This is a genomic window from Streptomyces winkii (assembly GCF_032248595.1).
GTDB classification, from domain to species: Bacteria; Actinomycetota; Actinomycetes; order Streptomycetales; family Streptomycetaceae; genus Streptomyces; species Streptomyces winkii.
Window position 1 is genome coordinate 323263 of the sequence record NZ_JASTTH010000008.1, and the last position, 14926, is coordinate 338188.

At 72.1% G+C, this 14926-nt stretch carries 13 protein-coding genes; 12 read left to right on the forward strand and 1 reads right to left on the reverse strand.

Annotated features, from left to right (window positions below):
• Positions 1-157 precede the first annotated feature (157 nt).
• The 8 genes from QQM67_RS24920 to QQM67_RS24955 all read left to right on the forward strand — a co-directional run bounded on the left by QQM67_RS24920 (position 158) and on the right by QQM67_RS24955 (position 8099).
• Positions 158-1027 carry an FAD binding domain-containing protein gene (locus tag QQM67_RS24920; RefSeq protein WP_314176625.1) on the forward strand — a complete coding sequence of 290 codons (870 nt, stop codon included), beginning with the start codon at positions 158-160 and terminating at the stop codon, positions 1025-1027.
• Positions 1024-3585 (forward strand): xanthine dehydrogenase family protein molybdopterin-binding subunit, encoded by a 2562-nt coding sequence (locus QQM67_RS24925; RefSeq protein ID WP_314176627.1) that lies wholly within the window; start codon positions 1024-1026, stop codon positions 3583-3585. The genes QQM67_RS24920 and QQM67_RS24925 overlap by 4 nt, the downstream gene beginning before the upstream one ends.
• Positions 3582-4151 (forward strand): (2Fe-2S)-binding protein, encoded by a 570-nt coding sequence (locus QQM67_RS24930; protein WP_314176628.1) that lies wholly within the window; start codon positions 3582-3584, stop codon positions 4149-4151. The genes QQM67_RS24925 and QQM67_RS24930 overlap by 4 nt, the downstream gene beginning before the upstream one ends.
• Positions 4148-4885 (forward strand): SRPBCC family protein, encoded by a 738-nt coding sequence (locus QQM67_RS24935; protein WP_314176630.1) that lies wholly within the window; start codon positions 4148-4150, stop codon positions 4883-4885. Before QQM67_RS24930 ends, QQM67_RS24935 begins: the two co-directional genes overlap by 4 nt.
• A complete protein-coding gene (locus tag QQM67_RS24940; RefSeq protein ID WP_314176632.1) occupies positions 4882-5580 on the forward strand; it encodes an isochorismatase family protein in 699 nt (232 codons plus the stop codon). The genes QQM67_RS24935 and QQM67_RS24940 overlap by 4 nt, the downstream gene beginning before the upstream one ends.
• Positions 5581-5680: 100 nt before the next feature.
• Positions 5681-6565 (forward strand): alpha/beta fold hydrolase, encoded by an 885-nt coding sequence (locus QQM67_RS24945; protein WP_314176634.1) that lies wholly within the window; start codon positions 5681-5683, stop codon positions 6563-6565.
• A 142-nt stretch (positions 6566-6707) separates the two neighbouring features.
• A complete protein-coding gene (locus tag QQM67_RS24950) occupies positions 6708-7190 on the forward strand; it encodes a MarR family winged helix-turn-helix transcriptional regulator (RefSeq protein ID WP_314176636.1) in 483 nt (160 codons plus the stop codon).
• A gap of 144 nt (positions 7191-7334) precedes the next feature.
• A complete protein-coding gene (locus QQM67_RS24955; RefSeq protein ID WP_314176638.1) occupies positions 7335-8099 on the forward strand; it encodes a maleate cis-trans isomerase family protein in 765 nt (254 codons plus the stop codon).
• 34 nt (positions 8100-8133) lie between these two features.
• On the opposite strand, the gene QQM67_RS24960 is transcribed toward QQM67_RS24955, so the two are convergent.
• Positions 8134-9315, reverse strand: a complete 1182-nt coding sequence (locus QQM67_RS24960; RefSeq protein WP_399067537.1) for an L-talarate/galactarate dehydratase — start codon at positions 9313-9315, stop codon at positions 8134-8136.
• A 650-nt stretch (positions 9316-9965) separates the two neighbouring features.
• On the opposite strand from QQM67_RS24960, the gene QQM67_RS24965 reads away from it, so the two are divergent.
• The 4 genes from QQM67_RS24965 to QQM67_RS24980 all read left to right on the forward strand — a co-directional run bounded on the left by QQM67_RS24965 (position 9966) and on the right by QQM67_RS24980 (position 14686).
• Complete coding sequence (locus QQM67_RS24965) at positions 9966-11303, forward strand: gluconate:H+ symporter (protein ID WP_314176639.1); 1338 nt, start codon at positions 9966-9968, stop codon at positions 11301-11303.
• Positions 11304-11403: 100 nt separating this feature from the next.
• Positions 11404-12735, forward strand: a complete 1332-nt coding sequence (locus QQM67_RS24970) for an enolase C-terminal domain-like protein (RefSeq protein ID WP_314176641.1) — start codon at positions 11404-11406, stop codon at positions 12733-12735.
• 242 nt (positions 12736-12977) lie between these two features.
• Entirely contained in the window at positions 12978-13370 is a 393-nt protein-coding gene (locus QQM67_RS24975) for an ATP-binding protein (protein WP_314176643.1), read from the forward strand.
• 413 nt (positions 13371-13783) lie between these two features.
• Complete coding sequence (locus QQM67_RS24980; protein WP_399067540.1) at positions 13784-14686, forward strand: alpha-lytic protease prodomain-containing protein; 903 nt, start codon at positions 13784-13786, stop codon at positions 14684-14686.
• The last annotated feature ends 240 nt before the right edge of the window (positions 14687-14926 follow it).

Sequence of the window (14926 nt, forward strand, 5' to 3'; positions counted from 1 at the left end):
GCTGAGCCGTCCTGCGGGCGCGGGCGCGTGGCCCCTCGTCCCCGCGCCCGCGGGACATCCGGCGAGCACATCCGGTCGGCACAGCCGAGCACGCCCGAGCAGCAGAGCCGAGCAGCACAGCCGAGCAGCACAGCCGAGCAGAGAGGAGAGGAGTGAGATGAAGCCCGCCGCCTTCACCTACCACCGTGCGCGCGATGTCGAGGGCGCGGCACGACTGCTCGCCGAGCTCGGGGACGAAGCGAAGATCATCGCGGGAGGGCAGAGCCTCGTGGCGATGATGAACTTCAGGCTGGCGCGGCCGCAGCACCTCGTCGACATCGGCGGGCTCCAGGGCCTCAGCGGCCTCCGCCCCGGCCGCGGCGGCGGCCTCCGCATCGGGGCCCTGACCACGCACCACGCCGTGGAGACCGCGCCGCCCGATGCGCTCGGCCCCGGCTTCGCCGTCGTACGGGACGCCATGCGCTGGATCGGGCACCTGCCCGTGCGCACCCGCGGAACCGTCGGCGGCAGCCTCGCCCACGCGGACTCCACCGCCGAGTGGTGCCTGCTCGCGGTCGCGCTCGACGCGGAACTGGTGGCGCGCGGCCCGTCGGGGGAGCGGCGCATCCCGGCGCGGGATTTCTTCCACGGCTACTACACGACCGCGCTGGAGCCCGACGAGATCCTCGTCGAGGTGGTCTTCCCGCGGCCCGCGCCGAACGCCGCGCTCACCGAATTCGCCGAGCGCCGGGGCGACTTCGCCGTCGTCGCCGCGGCCGTCGACCTCCGGCTCGCACCCGGCGGCCGGAGCGTGAGCGGAGGCAGCGTCGCGCTCGGCGGGGTCGCACCGCGGCCCGTACGGGTCCCGGAGGCCGAGGCCGTGCTCGCACGCGGTGGCCCGCCCGGGCCCGGACTCTTCGCCGAGTGCGCCGAGTCGGCGGCGGCCGCCGCCGACCCTCCCTCCGACGCGAACGGCAGCGCGCGCCACCGCCGGCGTCTCATCCGCACCCTGGTGGCGCGCGCATGCGAGGAGGCGATCGCCCGATGACGTACGAGGAGACGAACGGGAAGCGGGGCAGCGCAGGCGGCGGCAGCCCGAACGGCACCCCGAACGGCACCCTGAACGGCACCCCGAACGGCGGCCCCAACGGCCGCGCCCGCGGGGGCCGTTCGGACGGCGCGTGGATCGGCGCGTCCGTCGGGCGCCGCGAGGACCCCCGGCTGCTCAGCGGCCGCGGAAGCTTCACCGACGACCTGGAGGCTCCGGGCATGCTGCACGCGCAGTTCGTGCGCAGCGGCGTCGCCCACGCCGAGGTCACCGCACTCGACCTGTCCGGCGTACGGCAAGTGCCGGGCGTCGTGGCGGCGTTCGACGCGCGGGACCTCGGGCTCGCCGACATCACGGCGCGCTTGGGGCGGCCGATCACCGAGTTCGTCCCCACCGGCATGCCGGTCCTGGCGCGCGACCGCGTCCGTTACGCCGGCGAGCCGCTGGCGGTGGTGGTCGCACGCGACCCGTACGCCGCCGAGGACGGCATCGAGGCGGCGAAGGTGACGTACGAGACGCGTCCGCCCGTCCTCTCCGAGGAGGCGGCACTCGCGCCGGACGCGCCGCTCGTGCACGACGAGGCGAAGGCCAACACCCTGCTGGACGTCTCGATGTTCGCCACCGAAGGCATCGACGGCGTCTTCGACGAGGCGCCGTGCGTCGTCCGCGTCGAGTCCCGTACGGGGCGGCAGAACGCCCTTCCCCTGGAGACGCGGGGCGTCCTCGCCGCCTGGGACGACCGCGAGGAGCAGCTTCTGCTGCGCACGTCGACGCAGGTGCCGCACCAGGTGCGCACGACTGCCGCGCGCTGCCTCGGACTCGACGAGCGCGCCGTGCGCGTCGTCGTCCCGGACATGGGCGGCGGCTTCGGGCAGAAGTGCGTCGTCGGACGCGAGGAGATCGCGGTGGGCGCGGCGGCGCTGCGCTTGGGCCGCCCGGTGAAGTGGATCGAGGACCGCAAGGACGCGCTCTCCGCCTCCTTCCTCGCCCGCGAACAGCACTACGACGTGCGCGCGGCCTTCGACGGCGACGGCCGCATCCTCGGTCTCGACGCCGCGATCGTCTGCGACATGGGCGCCTACTCCTGCCATCCCTTCACCGCCGGCATCGAGCCGCTGATGGCCTCCGCCGAGATGCCCGGCGTCTACAAGGTCCCCGCCTACCGCGTACGGGCGCGCGCCGTCACCACCAACAAGGCGCCCACGGCGCCCTATCGGGGCGTGAGCCGCCCGCAGTACGTGATGGTCATGGAGCGGCTCTTCGAGCGTGCCGCTCGCGAACTCGGCCTCGGCGCGACGGAGATACGCCGCCGGAACCTCATCACGCAATTCCCCTACACGGGCGTCAACAACGTGACGTACGACCCCGGTTCGTATCTGGAGTCGCTGAATCTGTGCGAGGCCGTGCTGACCGAGGAGGGCTGGTACGCCACGAAGGAGGAGGCAGCTTCCGCGGGCCGCCACATCGGCGTCGGCTACGCCTGCTTCAGCGAGCGCACCGGCTACGGCTCGGCAGCCTTCGCGCAGCGCAAGATGGAGGTCGTCCCCGGCTTCGACATCTCCGAGGTACGGATGGACACCAGCGGCGCCGTCGTCGTCACGACCGGCACCATGAGCCACGGCCAGAGCCACGAGACGACGATGGCGCAGATCGCCGCCGACGAACTGGGCCTGGACATCGAGCGGGTGCGCATCCACCAGGGCGACACCGACCGGATCACCTACGGCTGGGGCACCTTCGCCAGCCGCTCCATCGCCATCGGCGGCAGCGCGGTGCGGCTGGCGGCGGCCCGGCTCGGCGAGAAGCTCAAGACGATCGCCGCCGCCGTGCTCGAAGTGCCCCCGGAAGAGCTGGAGTTGGGCGAGGGCGTCGTGGCGCACCCCGCGAGCGGCGGCACAGTGGGCTACCGGGAGCTCGCCGGCATCGCCTACCTCAGGTCGCATCTGCTGCCCGAGGGCGTGGAGCCGGGGCTGACCGCGTCGGCGACCTTCGACGTCTTCAACGACGGCACGTTCTCCAACGCCACGCACGGCGTCGTCGTCGAACTCCACGAGGGGACGGGCCGGGTGGAGATCCTGCGCTACGTCTGCGTCGAGGACTGCGGTGTGGCCGTCAACCCGAAGGTGGTGGAGGGGCAGACGAGGGGCGGCATCGCCCAGGGCATCGCGGGAGCGCTCTTCGAGCAGGTCACCTACGACGAGCAGGGCGCGCCGTCCGCGGTCAGCTTCATGGAGTACAAGGTCCCCACGGCGATGGAGATCCCCGAGGTGAGCATCCACCACCTGGAGACCCCCTGCACGTTCACCGAGACCGGCGCGAAGGGCGTGGGGGAGGGCGGCACCATCGGGGCGCCCGCCGCGGTGCTCAACGCCGTCAACGACGCGCTGCTCGCTACCGGCGTCGAGCTGAACGACACACCCGTCACGCCGGAGACGGTCGCCGACGCGCTCGACGGGGGGCGCCCGCCGGCGCCGGCGTCGCCGCGGGCACCTTCAGCCCACTCCGCTCGGTCCGCTCAACCAGCTCAGTCCGCACAAGCGCTGGAGCACACCTCATGACGGAGACGACGCACCGCCCGCCCGACCCGGGGCATCAGCAGCTGATCAGCCTGCACGTCAACGGCGAGACGCACGACGTGCTCACCGAGCCGCGCCGCACGCTCGTCGACGTGCTCCGCCACGAACTGCGGCTGACCGGCACCCATGTCGGCTGCGAGCACGGCATCTGCGGCGCCTGCACGGTGCTGCTCGACGGCGCGCCGGTCCGCGCCTGCCTCATGTTCGCCGCACAGGCGGAGGGCAGCGAGATCCGCACCGTCGAGTCGCTCGCGGAGGGGCGCGAACTCAGCGATCTCCAGCGGGCGTTCAGCGAGCACCACGGCTTGCAGTGCGGCTTCTGCACACCCGGGTTCCTGATGCTCGCGGAGGGATTCCTGGCCGAGCGGCCGCAGGCGTCCAAGGAGGAGATCCGCGAGGTCGTCGCCTCCAACCTGTGCCGCTGCACCGGCTACCAGACCATCGTCGAGGCGATCGACGACTGCGCCGCCCGTCGCCGCGCCGCGCTCGGGCGGCAGCCCGGTGTACCGGATCCGGACGGCGCCGAAGAGCGCGAGGAGGTTCGATGAGGATCGACAACGCGGTCCTGGTGGAGGCGTCTCCGGAGGAGGTGTTCGCTCTCGTCAACGACGTGCGGCGGGTGGCCGGTTGCATGCCGGGCGCGACGCTGGACGGCAGGGACGGCGACGCCTGGACGGGCCGGGTGAAGGTGAAGGTCGGCCCGGTCACCGCCTCGTACTCCGGCTCCGTGCGGTTCCTGGAGGTCGACGAGGAGAAGCGGCGGCTGCGCGTACAGGCGCGGGGCGACGACGCGCACGGCAGCGGCGACGCCGAGGCGGAGGTCGCGCTGGAGGTGGCGGAGGCACCGGAGGGCGCCGAGCTGAGGCTGACGACGGACCTCGTCATCCGCGGGAAGATCGCACAGTTCGGCAAGGGCGCGGTCGCGGCCGTCTCGGACAGGATTCTCCAGCAGTTCGCCAGGAACCTCGGCGCCCTGCTGGACTCGCAGCGCCGCGGCGCCGCCACCGTGGCTTCCTCCGTGCCCGCTTCCTCCCTGCCGGCCGGCGGGGGGCCGGGCGTCGCGCACGTGCCCGCCGCGGTACGGGAGCCGGGGCCGGCCGGTATGTCAGCCATCCCGTCGGGCGGCTCCGAACTCGGCGGTCTTTCCCTGCTCTTCGGCCCGGCGGCGGCCAAGTACGCCCCGCTCGCCGGTGCGTTCGCCTTCGGCGTCTTCCAGGGGTGGCTCCTCAGCCGGGCGTTCGGCGGGCACCGTTGCCGTACCGCTCCGAGGGGGCGCCCGTGACTTCGGAACCGTACGGGCAGCCGGGCCGCTACGGCGCGGAGACCGACCGGACCTACGAGCGCGCCGGTTTCGGCGCACCGGTGCGGCGTGGCAGCCGCCCCGCACTCGTCGTCGTCGACCTCACCCGCGGATTCACCGAGGACGCCTACCCGACCGGCGCGGACCTGACCGGCACCGTCGAGGCGACCGCGGCCCTCGTGGACGCGGCACGCCCCGCCGGCGTCCCCGTGATCTGGACCGTGATCGCCTACACGCCGGCCGAGGCGGAGGGCCGCTCGGTGACCTGGCTGGAGAAGGCGCCCGGCATGCGCGCGCTCGTCGAGGGCACGCAGGCCGTCGCGCTCGATCCGCGGCTCCCGCGCCGGCCCGAGGACCTGCTCGTGGTGAAGAAGGGCGCGTCGGCGTTCTTCGGGACTCCGCTCGCGGCCTCGCTCGCCGGGCTGGGATGCGACACCGTGCTGGTCTGCGGAGCAACCACCAGCGGCTGCGTACGGGCCACCGTCGTGGACGCCGTGCAGTCGGGCTTCCCGGCCCTGGTGCCGCGCGAGTGCGCGGGCGACCGTGCCCAAGGGCCGCACGACGCCGCGCTGTTCGACATCCAGGCCAAGTACGGCGACGTCGTGCCGCTCGGCGACGCGCTCGCGTACCTCGGCAAGCTGCCCGCTTCCGCCCCGCCCGGCCATCCGGCCGGCTGACCAACTGACCGCCGCCGTACGCGAGTCCACGGGCCACGCCCGCGCCTCGCGCCCCCTCTCCCCGACGTCCCGTCCCGTACGACTGCTTCGAGGCCCACGCATGCCAGACCGGTTCGTCACCCAGCTCGCCCTCGCCGACCTCGCCGACGTCCCCGCCCGCAGCCGATGGCTGCGCTCCGGCCCGCTGCGTCTGCACGCTCTCGACTACGGCGACGGCGCCTCCGGCGAGGCCGCCGGCGACCGCGTGCCGATGCTGCTGCTGCCCGGGATCACGAGCCCCGCCGTCACGATGGACTTCGTCGCGCGGCGGCTGACCGATCTCGTACGCCCGATCGTCCCGGACATCCGGGGCAGGGGCCTCTCCGACGACGGCGACGGCGGCGGCAACGGCGGTGCCTACACGCTGGAGTCGTACGCCGCGGACACCGAGGCCTGGATCACCGGCCTCGGCCTGCGGCGCCCCCTGGTCGCCGGGCACTCGATGGGCGCCAGGATCGCGGCCGTCACGGCAGTACGGGCCAAGGTGCCCCTGCGCGGCACGGTGCTGGTCGACCCGCCCATGAGCGGTCCCGGCAGGGATCCGTACCCCACGACGCTGCCCGCGTTCCTCGGCCAGCTGGAGCAGGCGCGGCGCGGCACCGACGCCGACGAGGTCGCCGCGGCATGGCCCCGCTGGCCGCGCCGCGAGCAGGAGTTGCGTGCCCGCTGGCTCTCCAGCTGCGGCGAGGAGGCGCTCCGCGCCACGCACCAGGGGTTCGAGAGCGAGGACTTCTTCGACTGGTGGCCTTCCGTTCCCGCACCCACGGCGCTGCTCTACGGAGAGGACAGCCCGGTCGTCACCCCGGCGGGCGCGGAGGAGGCGACGCGGGCGCACCCGCGGGCCCTGCTGACCGCCATCCCCGGCGCCGGGCACATGGTGTTCTGGGACAACCCCGAGGCCGCGCTCGACGCCCTTCGGGAGGCGCTGCGCGGGATGCTCGCGTGAGCCCCGATCCGGGTCCCGGGCAGGTCCCGGGCACCGGCCCCGGCTCGTTCCCGGGCCGGGTTCCCGGCTCGGTTTCCGCATGAGCGGACGGGGTGCGGGAGGCGCGGAACGAGCCGTCGTACCGCCGTGCTTTAGTGGGCCCATGGCTGACAAGACCTCACCGGCCTCGGGCACGGCTGCCCCTCCCGCGGCGCTGCTCGCCGCTCCCGGATACCAGGTGCGCCGTCTCTACCAGGCCTATCTCGCGGCATGGGTGCGCAGTGTCGATCCGACCCTGACCGGCCCGCAGTTCGCGGTCCTCACCGCCGTGGACGCCGCGCCGGGACACGACCAGAGCGCGATGGCCTCGGCGGTGGCGCTGGACACCTCGACGATGGCGGACGTCGCCCGGCGCCTGGAGAAGCGCGGACTGATAGTGCGCCGCACGGCGGCCGACGACGGGCGGCGCAAGCTCCTCTACCTCACCGACGACGGGGAGCGGGCGCTGCGCGAGGCCGACGGCCGCGCGCGGGCGCTGGACGAGCGGCTGCTGGAGGGCTACGGATCCGGCGCGGAGCGCCGCAGGCTGATGCGGGAGCTGACGGAGCTGGCGGACCACTGGGAAGGGCTCGCCGGGGACGGCTGACCACCGCGAGGCCCGTGCCCGGTGAGCGAAACCGTGCGAGGGCCTTGCGCGACCAGATAGTACGTGTTCGGATTAACTCTCCGTGCGGCTCCGCCCCCAGTGCGACCCGTACGCCGCGAGATCGCGCGAGATCGGAGGCCTCCCATGGCAGACCACCACATCGGCATGATCGTCCCGAGCTCCAATCTGACGATGGAGACCGAACTGCCGCGCATGCTGCGGGCGAGGGAGGAGGCGGGGCACGGCGAGCGGACGCCGGACCGCTTCGTCTTCCACAGCAGCCGGATGCGGATGCGCAAGGTGACGCCGGAGCAGCTGAAGGAGATGAACGCGCAGACCGAGCGGGCCGCCCTCGAACTGGCCGACGCCCGGCCGGACGTGGTCGCCACCGCCTGCCTGGTGGCGATCATGGCGCAGGGCCCGGGCCACCACTGCACGGCGGAGGACGAGATCACCGCCGTGCTCGCGGGGCAGGGCGCGCAGGTTCCCGTCGTCTCCAGCGCGGGCGCGCTGCTGAGCGGGATCGGGGCGCTGGGCGCGAAGCGCGTCGCGGTCGTCACGCCGTATATGAAGCCGCTCACCGAGACGGTCGTGAACTACATCGAGGACGCGGGGACGGAGGTCGTCGACTCGCTGAGCCTGGAGGTCCCGGACAACCTCGCCGTCGCCCGCCTGGACCCCGCGGATCTGCGGGAGCACTGGCGGCGCCTCGACCTCGCCCGCGCCGACGCGATCGTGCTGTCGGCGTGCGTGCAGATGCCCTCGCTCTCCGCGGTCCAGCATGTCGAGGACGCCTCGGGGCTCCCGGTGCTGACGGCGGCGACGGCCACGGCGCACCGCATCCTCACCGAACTGGGCCTGAAGCCCTGGGTTCCGGCGGCGGGAGCGCTGCTCGACGGCGCGCACTGACGGACGAGCCGGACGCCCCCGACAGCCCCTGCCCTCAGGGCCGGTTGCCGACCTCGCACATCTGGTGCGTCCACGCGCGCGCCTGTTCGGTGAGGGTGATGCCGAGGCCGGGGCGCCGGGGCACGCGCATGCGGCCGCCACCCGTCTCCAGGCGCTCGTTGAACAGCGGGTCCAGCCAGTCGAAGTGCTCAACCCACGGTTCGTACGGATAGGCCGCCGCGAGATGGAGGTGGATCTCCATCGCGAAGTGCGGTGCGAGCGCGAGGTGTTGGTGCTCGGCCAGTGCGGCGAGCTTGAGGAACTGGGTGACGCCGCCGATGCGGGGCGCGTCGGGCTGGAGCACGTCGGCCGCGCCCGCCCGTATCAACTCCCGGTGCTCCGCGACCGATGCGAGCATCTCGCCGGTGGCGACCGGGGTGTCGAGCGTGGCGGCGAGAGCGGCGTGGCCCTCGGCGTCGTAGGCGTCGAGCGGCTCTTCGAGCCAGACGAGGGAGAAGTCCTCCATCGCACGGCCCATGCGCAGGGCGGTGGGCCTGTCCCACTGCTGGTTGGCGTCGGCCATCAGCGGCACGTCGTCGCCCAAGTGCTCGCGTACGGCGGTCAGTCGGCGCAGATCCTCGCGGTGGTCCGGATGGCCCACCTTGATCTTGATGCCGCCGATCCCGTCGGCGAGGGAGGCGGAGGCGTTCTCCAGGAGCTCTTCGACGGGGGTGTGCAGAAAGCCGCCCGAGGTGTTGTAGCAGCGCACCGACTCCCGGTGTGCGCCGAGGAGTTTGGCCAGCGGCAGGCCGGCGCGCTTGGCCTTCAGGTCCCACAGGGCGACGTCGAAGGCGGCGACGGCCTGCGTGGCGAGACCGCTGCGGCCCACCGAGGCGCCCGCCCACACGAGCTTCGTCCAGAGCCGGTCGATGTCGTTCGGGTCCTCGCCGATCAGCTCGGGGGCGATCTCCAGCGCGTGGGCGAACTGGCCCGGCCCACCGGCGCGCTTGGAGTAGCTGAAGCCGATGCCCTCGTGGCCGTCCTCCGTGGCGATCTCGGCGAAGAGCAGGGCGACTTCGGTCATCGGCCGCTGCCGGCCGGTGAGCACCTTGGCGTCGCTGACGGGCGTATCGAGGGGGAGACGTACGGAGGAGAGCCTGATCCAGCGGATTCCGCCGGGCGTCGTTCCGCCCCCTTCGGGGCGCGTGGCGTGGAGGGCGCTGTGTGCTGTGTTCACGGCTGTGTCCCGGGAGTTGGGGTCTCGATCGGGGTCGGGGGGCGGCCGATTCGCGGCCGGCGGCTGCACACCCATTGACCCCGCCTGGCCACAACCTTAGCCTCCATTCTCATACATAGACAGCATCCCCGTATGAAGACGACTGAAGACGCCTGCCGTCCACGGATCGGAACAGCGTGAAGGCAACCGACGTAGTGAGACGCCCGTGCGGCGGCAGCGTGCGATGCGCGCCGCCAGCACGGCGATCCCGGCCCGCGCCGGAATGCGGTGCGCGTCCGCGCGCGGGTGCGCGGGCCCGGCGCCGCGTACACCGTGGCTCCACGCCGCAGTTCACAATCCTGAACGGGTGTCAGTTGTCTGATGCCGGCAGACGAGCGTCGCCCGACGCCGACGGGCGTCTGAGACCCGGCGTCGCGCACGGCCCCGGAGGACCGGTCCCGTCGCGACGGCCCGCAGCCGGACGGCGGTAGCGCCGGCAACCTCCGGCCCTCCTGGCGTGGGCCGTCGCCGACCGGAATGGCCGCGCGGCACGCGCCGAGACGGACGGCTCGCCCGCGCGCGGGCCCGCAAGCCCACAAGCCCCCACGCCACGCCTCATGTTCTGCCAGAACGCCCCCCGCCAGAACGCCCCGCCAAAGGAGAACTGACGCATGCCTCTTGTCGCCGTCGGGATCAGCGTCCTGATCCTGCTCTTCCTCATGACGAGGCTGAAACTCAACGGTTTCGCCGCCCTGCTCCTGGTGGCCGTAGGAGTCGCCCTGGTCCAGGGCATACCCGTGGCGAAGATCCCGGAAGTCCTCTCGGGAGGCATCGGCGACCAGATCGGCGACACGATGCTCACCATCGGGCTCGGCGCCATGGTCGGCCGCGTCATGGGAGACTCCGGCGCCGCCCAGCGCGTGGCGAACACGCTGCTCGACGCCTTCGGGGAGCGGCGGGTCCAGGTGGCGATGGTCGTGACGGCCATGCTCATCGGCGTCACGATGTTCTACGAGGTCGCGTTCGTGATCATCGTGCCCGTCGCGTTCACCATCGTCAGGGTCACGGGCAAGAATCTGCTCTGGGTCGGGCTCCCCATGTCGATCGCCCTGTCCACCATGCACAGCTTCCTGCCGCCCCACCCCGGCCCCACCGCGGTCGCCGCGGCCTTCCACGCCTCGATCGGACTGACGCTGTTCTACGGCCTGTTCATCGCGGTCCCCCTCGGTGCGCTCATCGCCCTGCTCTGGCCGCGCCTTCCGTTCGTCAGGGCGATGAACCCCTCCATTCCCAAGGGCCTGGTCAGCGAGCGCGTCTTCACCGACGAGGAGATGCCGGGCATGGCCTGGTCGCTGTGCGTCGCCCTCTTCCCGGTCGTGCTGATCGCCGGTGCGGCCGTAACGGACATGGCCGCGTCCGGGTCGGGACCGCTCCTGCACTTCGTGGCCTTCGTCGGATCGGCGCCGATCGCGCTCCTGTTGACGCTGCTGCTGGCGGTGTGGGCGTTCGGGCCGCGGATCGGACGCAGCCTCTCGGAGGTCAGCGCGTCGTGCGCCTCGGCGGCCCAGGCGATGGCGATGATCCTGCTCGTGATCGGCGCCGGCGGCGCGTTCAAGCAGGTCCTCGTCGAGGGCGGGATCTCGGACTACATCAAGGACGTCACCCACGGCTGGTCCATATCCCCGATCATCCTCGCGTGGCTCATCGCCGTCATCCTGCGCGTGGCGCTGGGATCGGCGACGGTCGCCGTCGTCACCGCCTCCGGCGTGGTGCTGCCGCTCCTCGCGGGCAGCGGCGTCCACCCCGAGGTCATGGTGCTCGCCGTCTCGTGCGGATCGATCGCCTTCTCCCACGTCAACGACCCGGGATTCTGGATGTTCAAGGAGTACTTCAACCTGTCGGTCATCGACGCCATCAAGGCGCGCACGACCTACACGACGGTACTCGCGATCCTGGGGCTCGGCGGCGTACTGGCCGTCGAGTGGGCCCTCGACGCCTTCAACGTATGAGAGGCGCCGCCGGCCGGCGTAGCGGAGACGCCCTCGACGCATGTGAGACGAGGGCGAGTTCGGCAACGATCCAGATCCACGCATCGGAAGGGGCGCAGTCGTGACACGACCCGTCGTCACCGCATTCACCGTGTATCCCGTCGCCGGCCGGGACTCCATGACCCTGAACCTCTCCGGCGCCCACGGCCCCTACTTCACGCGCAACGTGGTCGTCGTCGAGGACTCCGAAGGACGTACGGGAGTGGGCGAGGCACCCGGCGGAGAGAGGATCACGCGGACCCTGCGCGACGCCGAACCCCTCGTCCTCGGCGCCGAGCCGGGCGACCACAAGCGCGTCCTGCGCGAGATCCGCCAGAGGTTCGGGGACCGCGACTCCGGCGGCAGGGGCGCGCAGACCTTCGATCTGCGCACCACCGTCCACGCCGTCACGGCGGTCGAGTCGGCGCTGCTGGACCTGCTCGGGCAGCACCTCGGCGTGCCCGTCGCCGCGCTGCTGGGCGACGGTCAGCAGCGGGACGCCGTCCGCGTCCTCGGCTACCTCTTCTACGTGGGCGACCCCGACCGCACCGACCTGGAGTACTGCCGCGAGCCCGCCTCCGGCGTGGAGTGGTACCGCATCCGGCACGAGGAGGCGCTGACCGCCGACGGCATCGTCCGCCAGGCCGAGGCCACCCACGACCTGTACGGCTTCCGGGACTTCAAGCTGAAGGGCGGAGTCCTGGAGGGCCGCGAGGAGGCCGAGGCCGTACGGGCGCTCAAGGAGCGCTTCCCGCAGGCCCGCATCACGCTCGATCCGAACGGCGCGTGGTCGCTGCGCGAAGCGGTCGAGCTGTGCGGGCCGTTGACGGACACGCTCGCTTACGCAGAGGACCCGTGCGGAGCGGAGGAGGGGTTCTCCGGCCGCGAGATCCTCGCGGAGTTCCGCCGCGCCACCGGACTTCCCACGGCGACCAACATGGTCGCGACCGACTGGCGGCAACTGACGCACGCCCTGGCCCTCCAGTCCGTCTCCATCCCGCTGGCCGACCCGCACTTCTGGACGATGCGGGGCTCCGTGCAAGTGGCTCAGCTGTGCCATGCGACGGGCCTGACCTGGGGATGCCACTCCAACAACCACTTCGACGTCTCGCTGGCGATGATGGTCCACTGCGGCGCGGCGGCCCCGGGCGAGTACAACGCCCTGGACACGCACTGGATTTGGCAGGAGGGACTGGAACGCCTCACCGTCGACCCGCCGCGGATCGACGGGGGAGAGGTCGCCGTTCCCCGTCTCCCCGGTCTCGGGGTGACGATCGACATGGACCGGCTCCTCGCGGCCCACGAGCTCTACCGGGAGAAATCGCTGTCCGGCCGGGACGACTCCGTCGCCATGCGATACCTCGTCCCGGACTGGCGGTTCGACGCCAAGCGGCCGTCTCTCGTACGAGGGTGACGCGGATGCGGGTCCGGGGGCGGGGCGCGCACGTACGGAACTGGTACGGCTGATCGGCGTACCAGTTGATTCCCTGGTCACCGGAGGTGCGAACGGTCACGCTCGGTGCCATGCCGAAGGAAGTTCTTCACTCAAGTCCCGCCGTGCGTACGGCGGTCGGGCCCCAGCCCACGGAGCCCGCAGAACCCGCACAGCCCGCGGAGCGCGCTCAGTCCGATACCGCGAGGGCTCCCCGTTTCTCGATGCAGTTCACGTCGACGCCGCGCGCGGCGCGCCTCGCCCGTCGTCTGGTCGCCCGGCGCCTGGATGACTGGGGTTATCCGTACGGCTCCGATACGAACGACACCGTGACCCTCATCGCGGGCGAACTGGCCGCCAACGCCGTACGGCACGGCCATGTGCGGGGCCGTGACTTCCGGCTGGCACTGACCACCTCTCCCGGTGTGCTGCGCATCGAAGTCACCGACACCCGCGGCGAGTTACGCCCCACGTGCCGCGTCACGGGGCCGAACGCGGAGAGCGGGCGCGGGCTGCTGCTCGTCTCGCAGCTGGCGGACCGCTGGGCCGTCACGACCGCCGGGCCCACCCACCCCGGCAAGACGGTGTGGGCGGAGGTGGAGGTCCCCGGTTCCTGAACCTCCAGGACGAGCCCGTGAAGATCCCCAGGGGCTGACCGCGCCGGAGCCGGAAAGGCCGCGTGGCCCCGAGCCGCTCCGCCCGCGTACGGCTCCAACTGAGCGCATCCGGGCGGGCGTTGGCGCCGACGCCGGCGGCGGGTCCGGACGATCCGTCGCCGGCACACGCGCGGGACGCGTGATTCGAGGGTGTCCGCTTCTCCCCTTATCTGATGGATCAAAGTGACATTTCGTCCCCACGCGTATCTTTCACTTTTTGAACTTTGAAACAGCATCTTGCGTGGACCGGAGGCCTGGGCAAGCATTCCGTTCAGCGCTTGTCAGGGACACGGTCACCACCGGCCGTGTGCTTCCTGCTGCGCCCAACGGGCCCACCACCCCAAGGGGCCCCCGTTCTCCTAGTGGAGGAAGCAGTGAGGATCACGCGCACCACCCCCCATCGCACCTTTGCGAGACGCGCGCGGCTGATCGCAGTCACATCCGGCTTCGCCGTGGCCGCCGCTCTCGCCCTTCCGGCGAGCGGCGCCTCGGCGAGCGAACCCGCTCCCACGAAGTTCAGCGCCGCCGCGCTCAGCGACGCAAGCCAGGCACTGCGTACCGCTCACGTCGGCGGCACGGCCTGGTACACCGACAAGGCGGCCGGCAAGGTCGTCGTGACCGTGGACAGGACCGTCTCCAAGGCCGACCTGGCCAAGGTCAAGAAGGAGGCCGGAGTCAACTCCGGTGCCTTCGAGATCAAGCGCACCCAGGGCAAGTTCTCCAAGTACATAGCCGGCGGCGAGGCCATCACCACGGGTGGCGCGCGCTGCTCGCTCGGCTTCAACGTGCAGGACGGCAGCGGCACCAAGTACGCGCTGACGGCCGGTCACTGCACCAACATCGGCAGTTCCTGGTCGATCGGCACCACCGCCGGAAGCAGCTTCCCCGGCAACGACTACGGCATCATCCGCCACTCCGACCCGAGCGCGGCGGACGGCCGTGTCTACCTGTACAACGGCTCGTACCAGGACATCACCAACGCCGGGAATCCCTCCGTCGGGCAGTCCGTGCAGCGCAGCGGCAGCACGACCGGCGTGCACGGCGGCACCGTCACCGGCCTGAACGCCACCGTGGACTACGGTCCCGACGGCATCGTCTCCGGTCTCATCCAGACCAACGTCTGCGCCGAGCCCGGCGACAGCGGGGGTTCGCTCTTCTCCGGCAGCACGGCCCTCGGCCTGACCTCCGGCGGCAGCGGCAACTGCTCCTCCGGTGGCACGACGTTCTTCCAGCCCGTCACCGAGGCGCTCAGCGCGTACGGCGTGAACGTCTTCTGATCCCGCCTCGTCCGCGGCGGGACGGGGTGACCCTCCCTCCGTGAGCGACTGCCGGCCCGTACGTCCCCTGGGACGTGCGGGCCGGCTGCTGTGTCCGGGACCGCCGGACTCGTATGCGGGACGCGGGCGGTGCCCCGGCGGCAGGACGGAAGATCGAACAGTCCGGTGACGTGTGGGCCGCCTTCCGGGCCCGGAGGTGCTCCCCGGCATACCGTCGATGAGCCGGACCGTCCGGCCGTC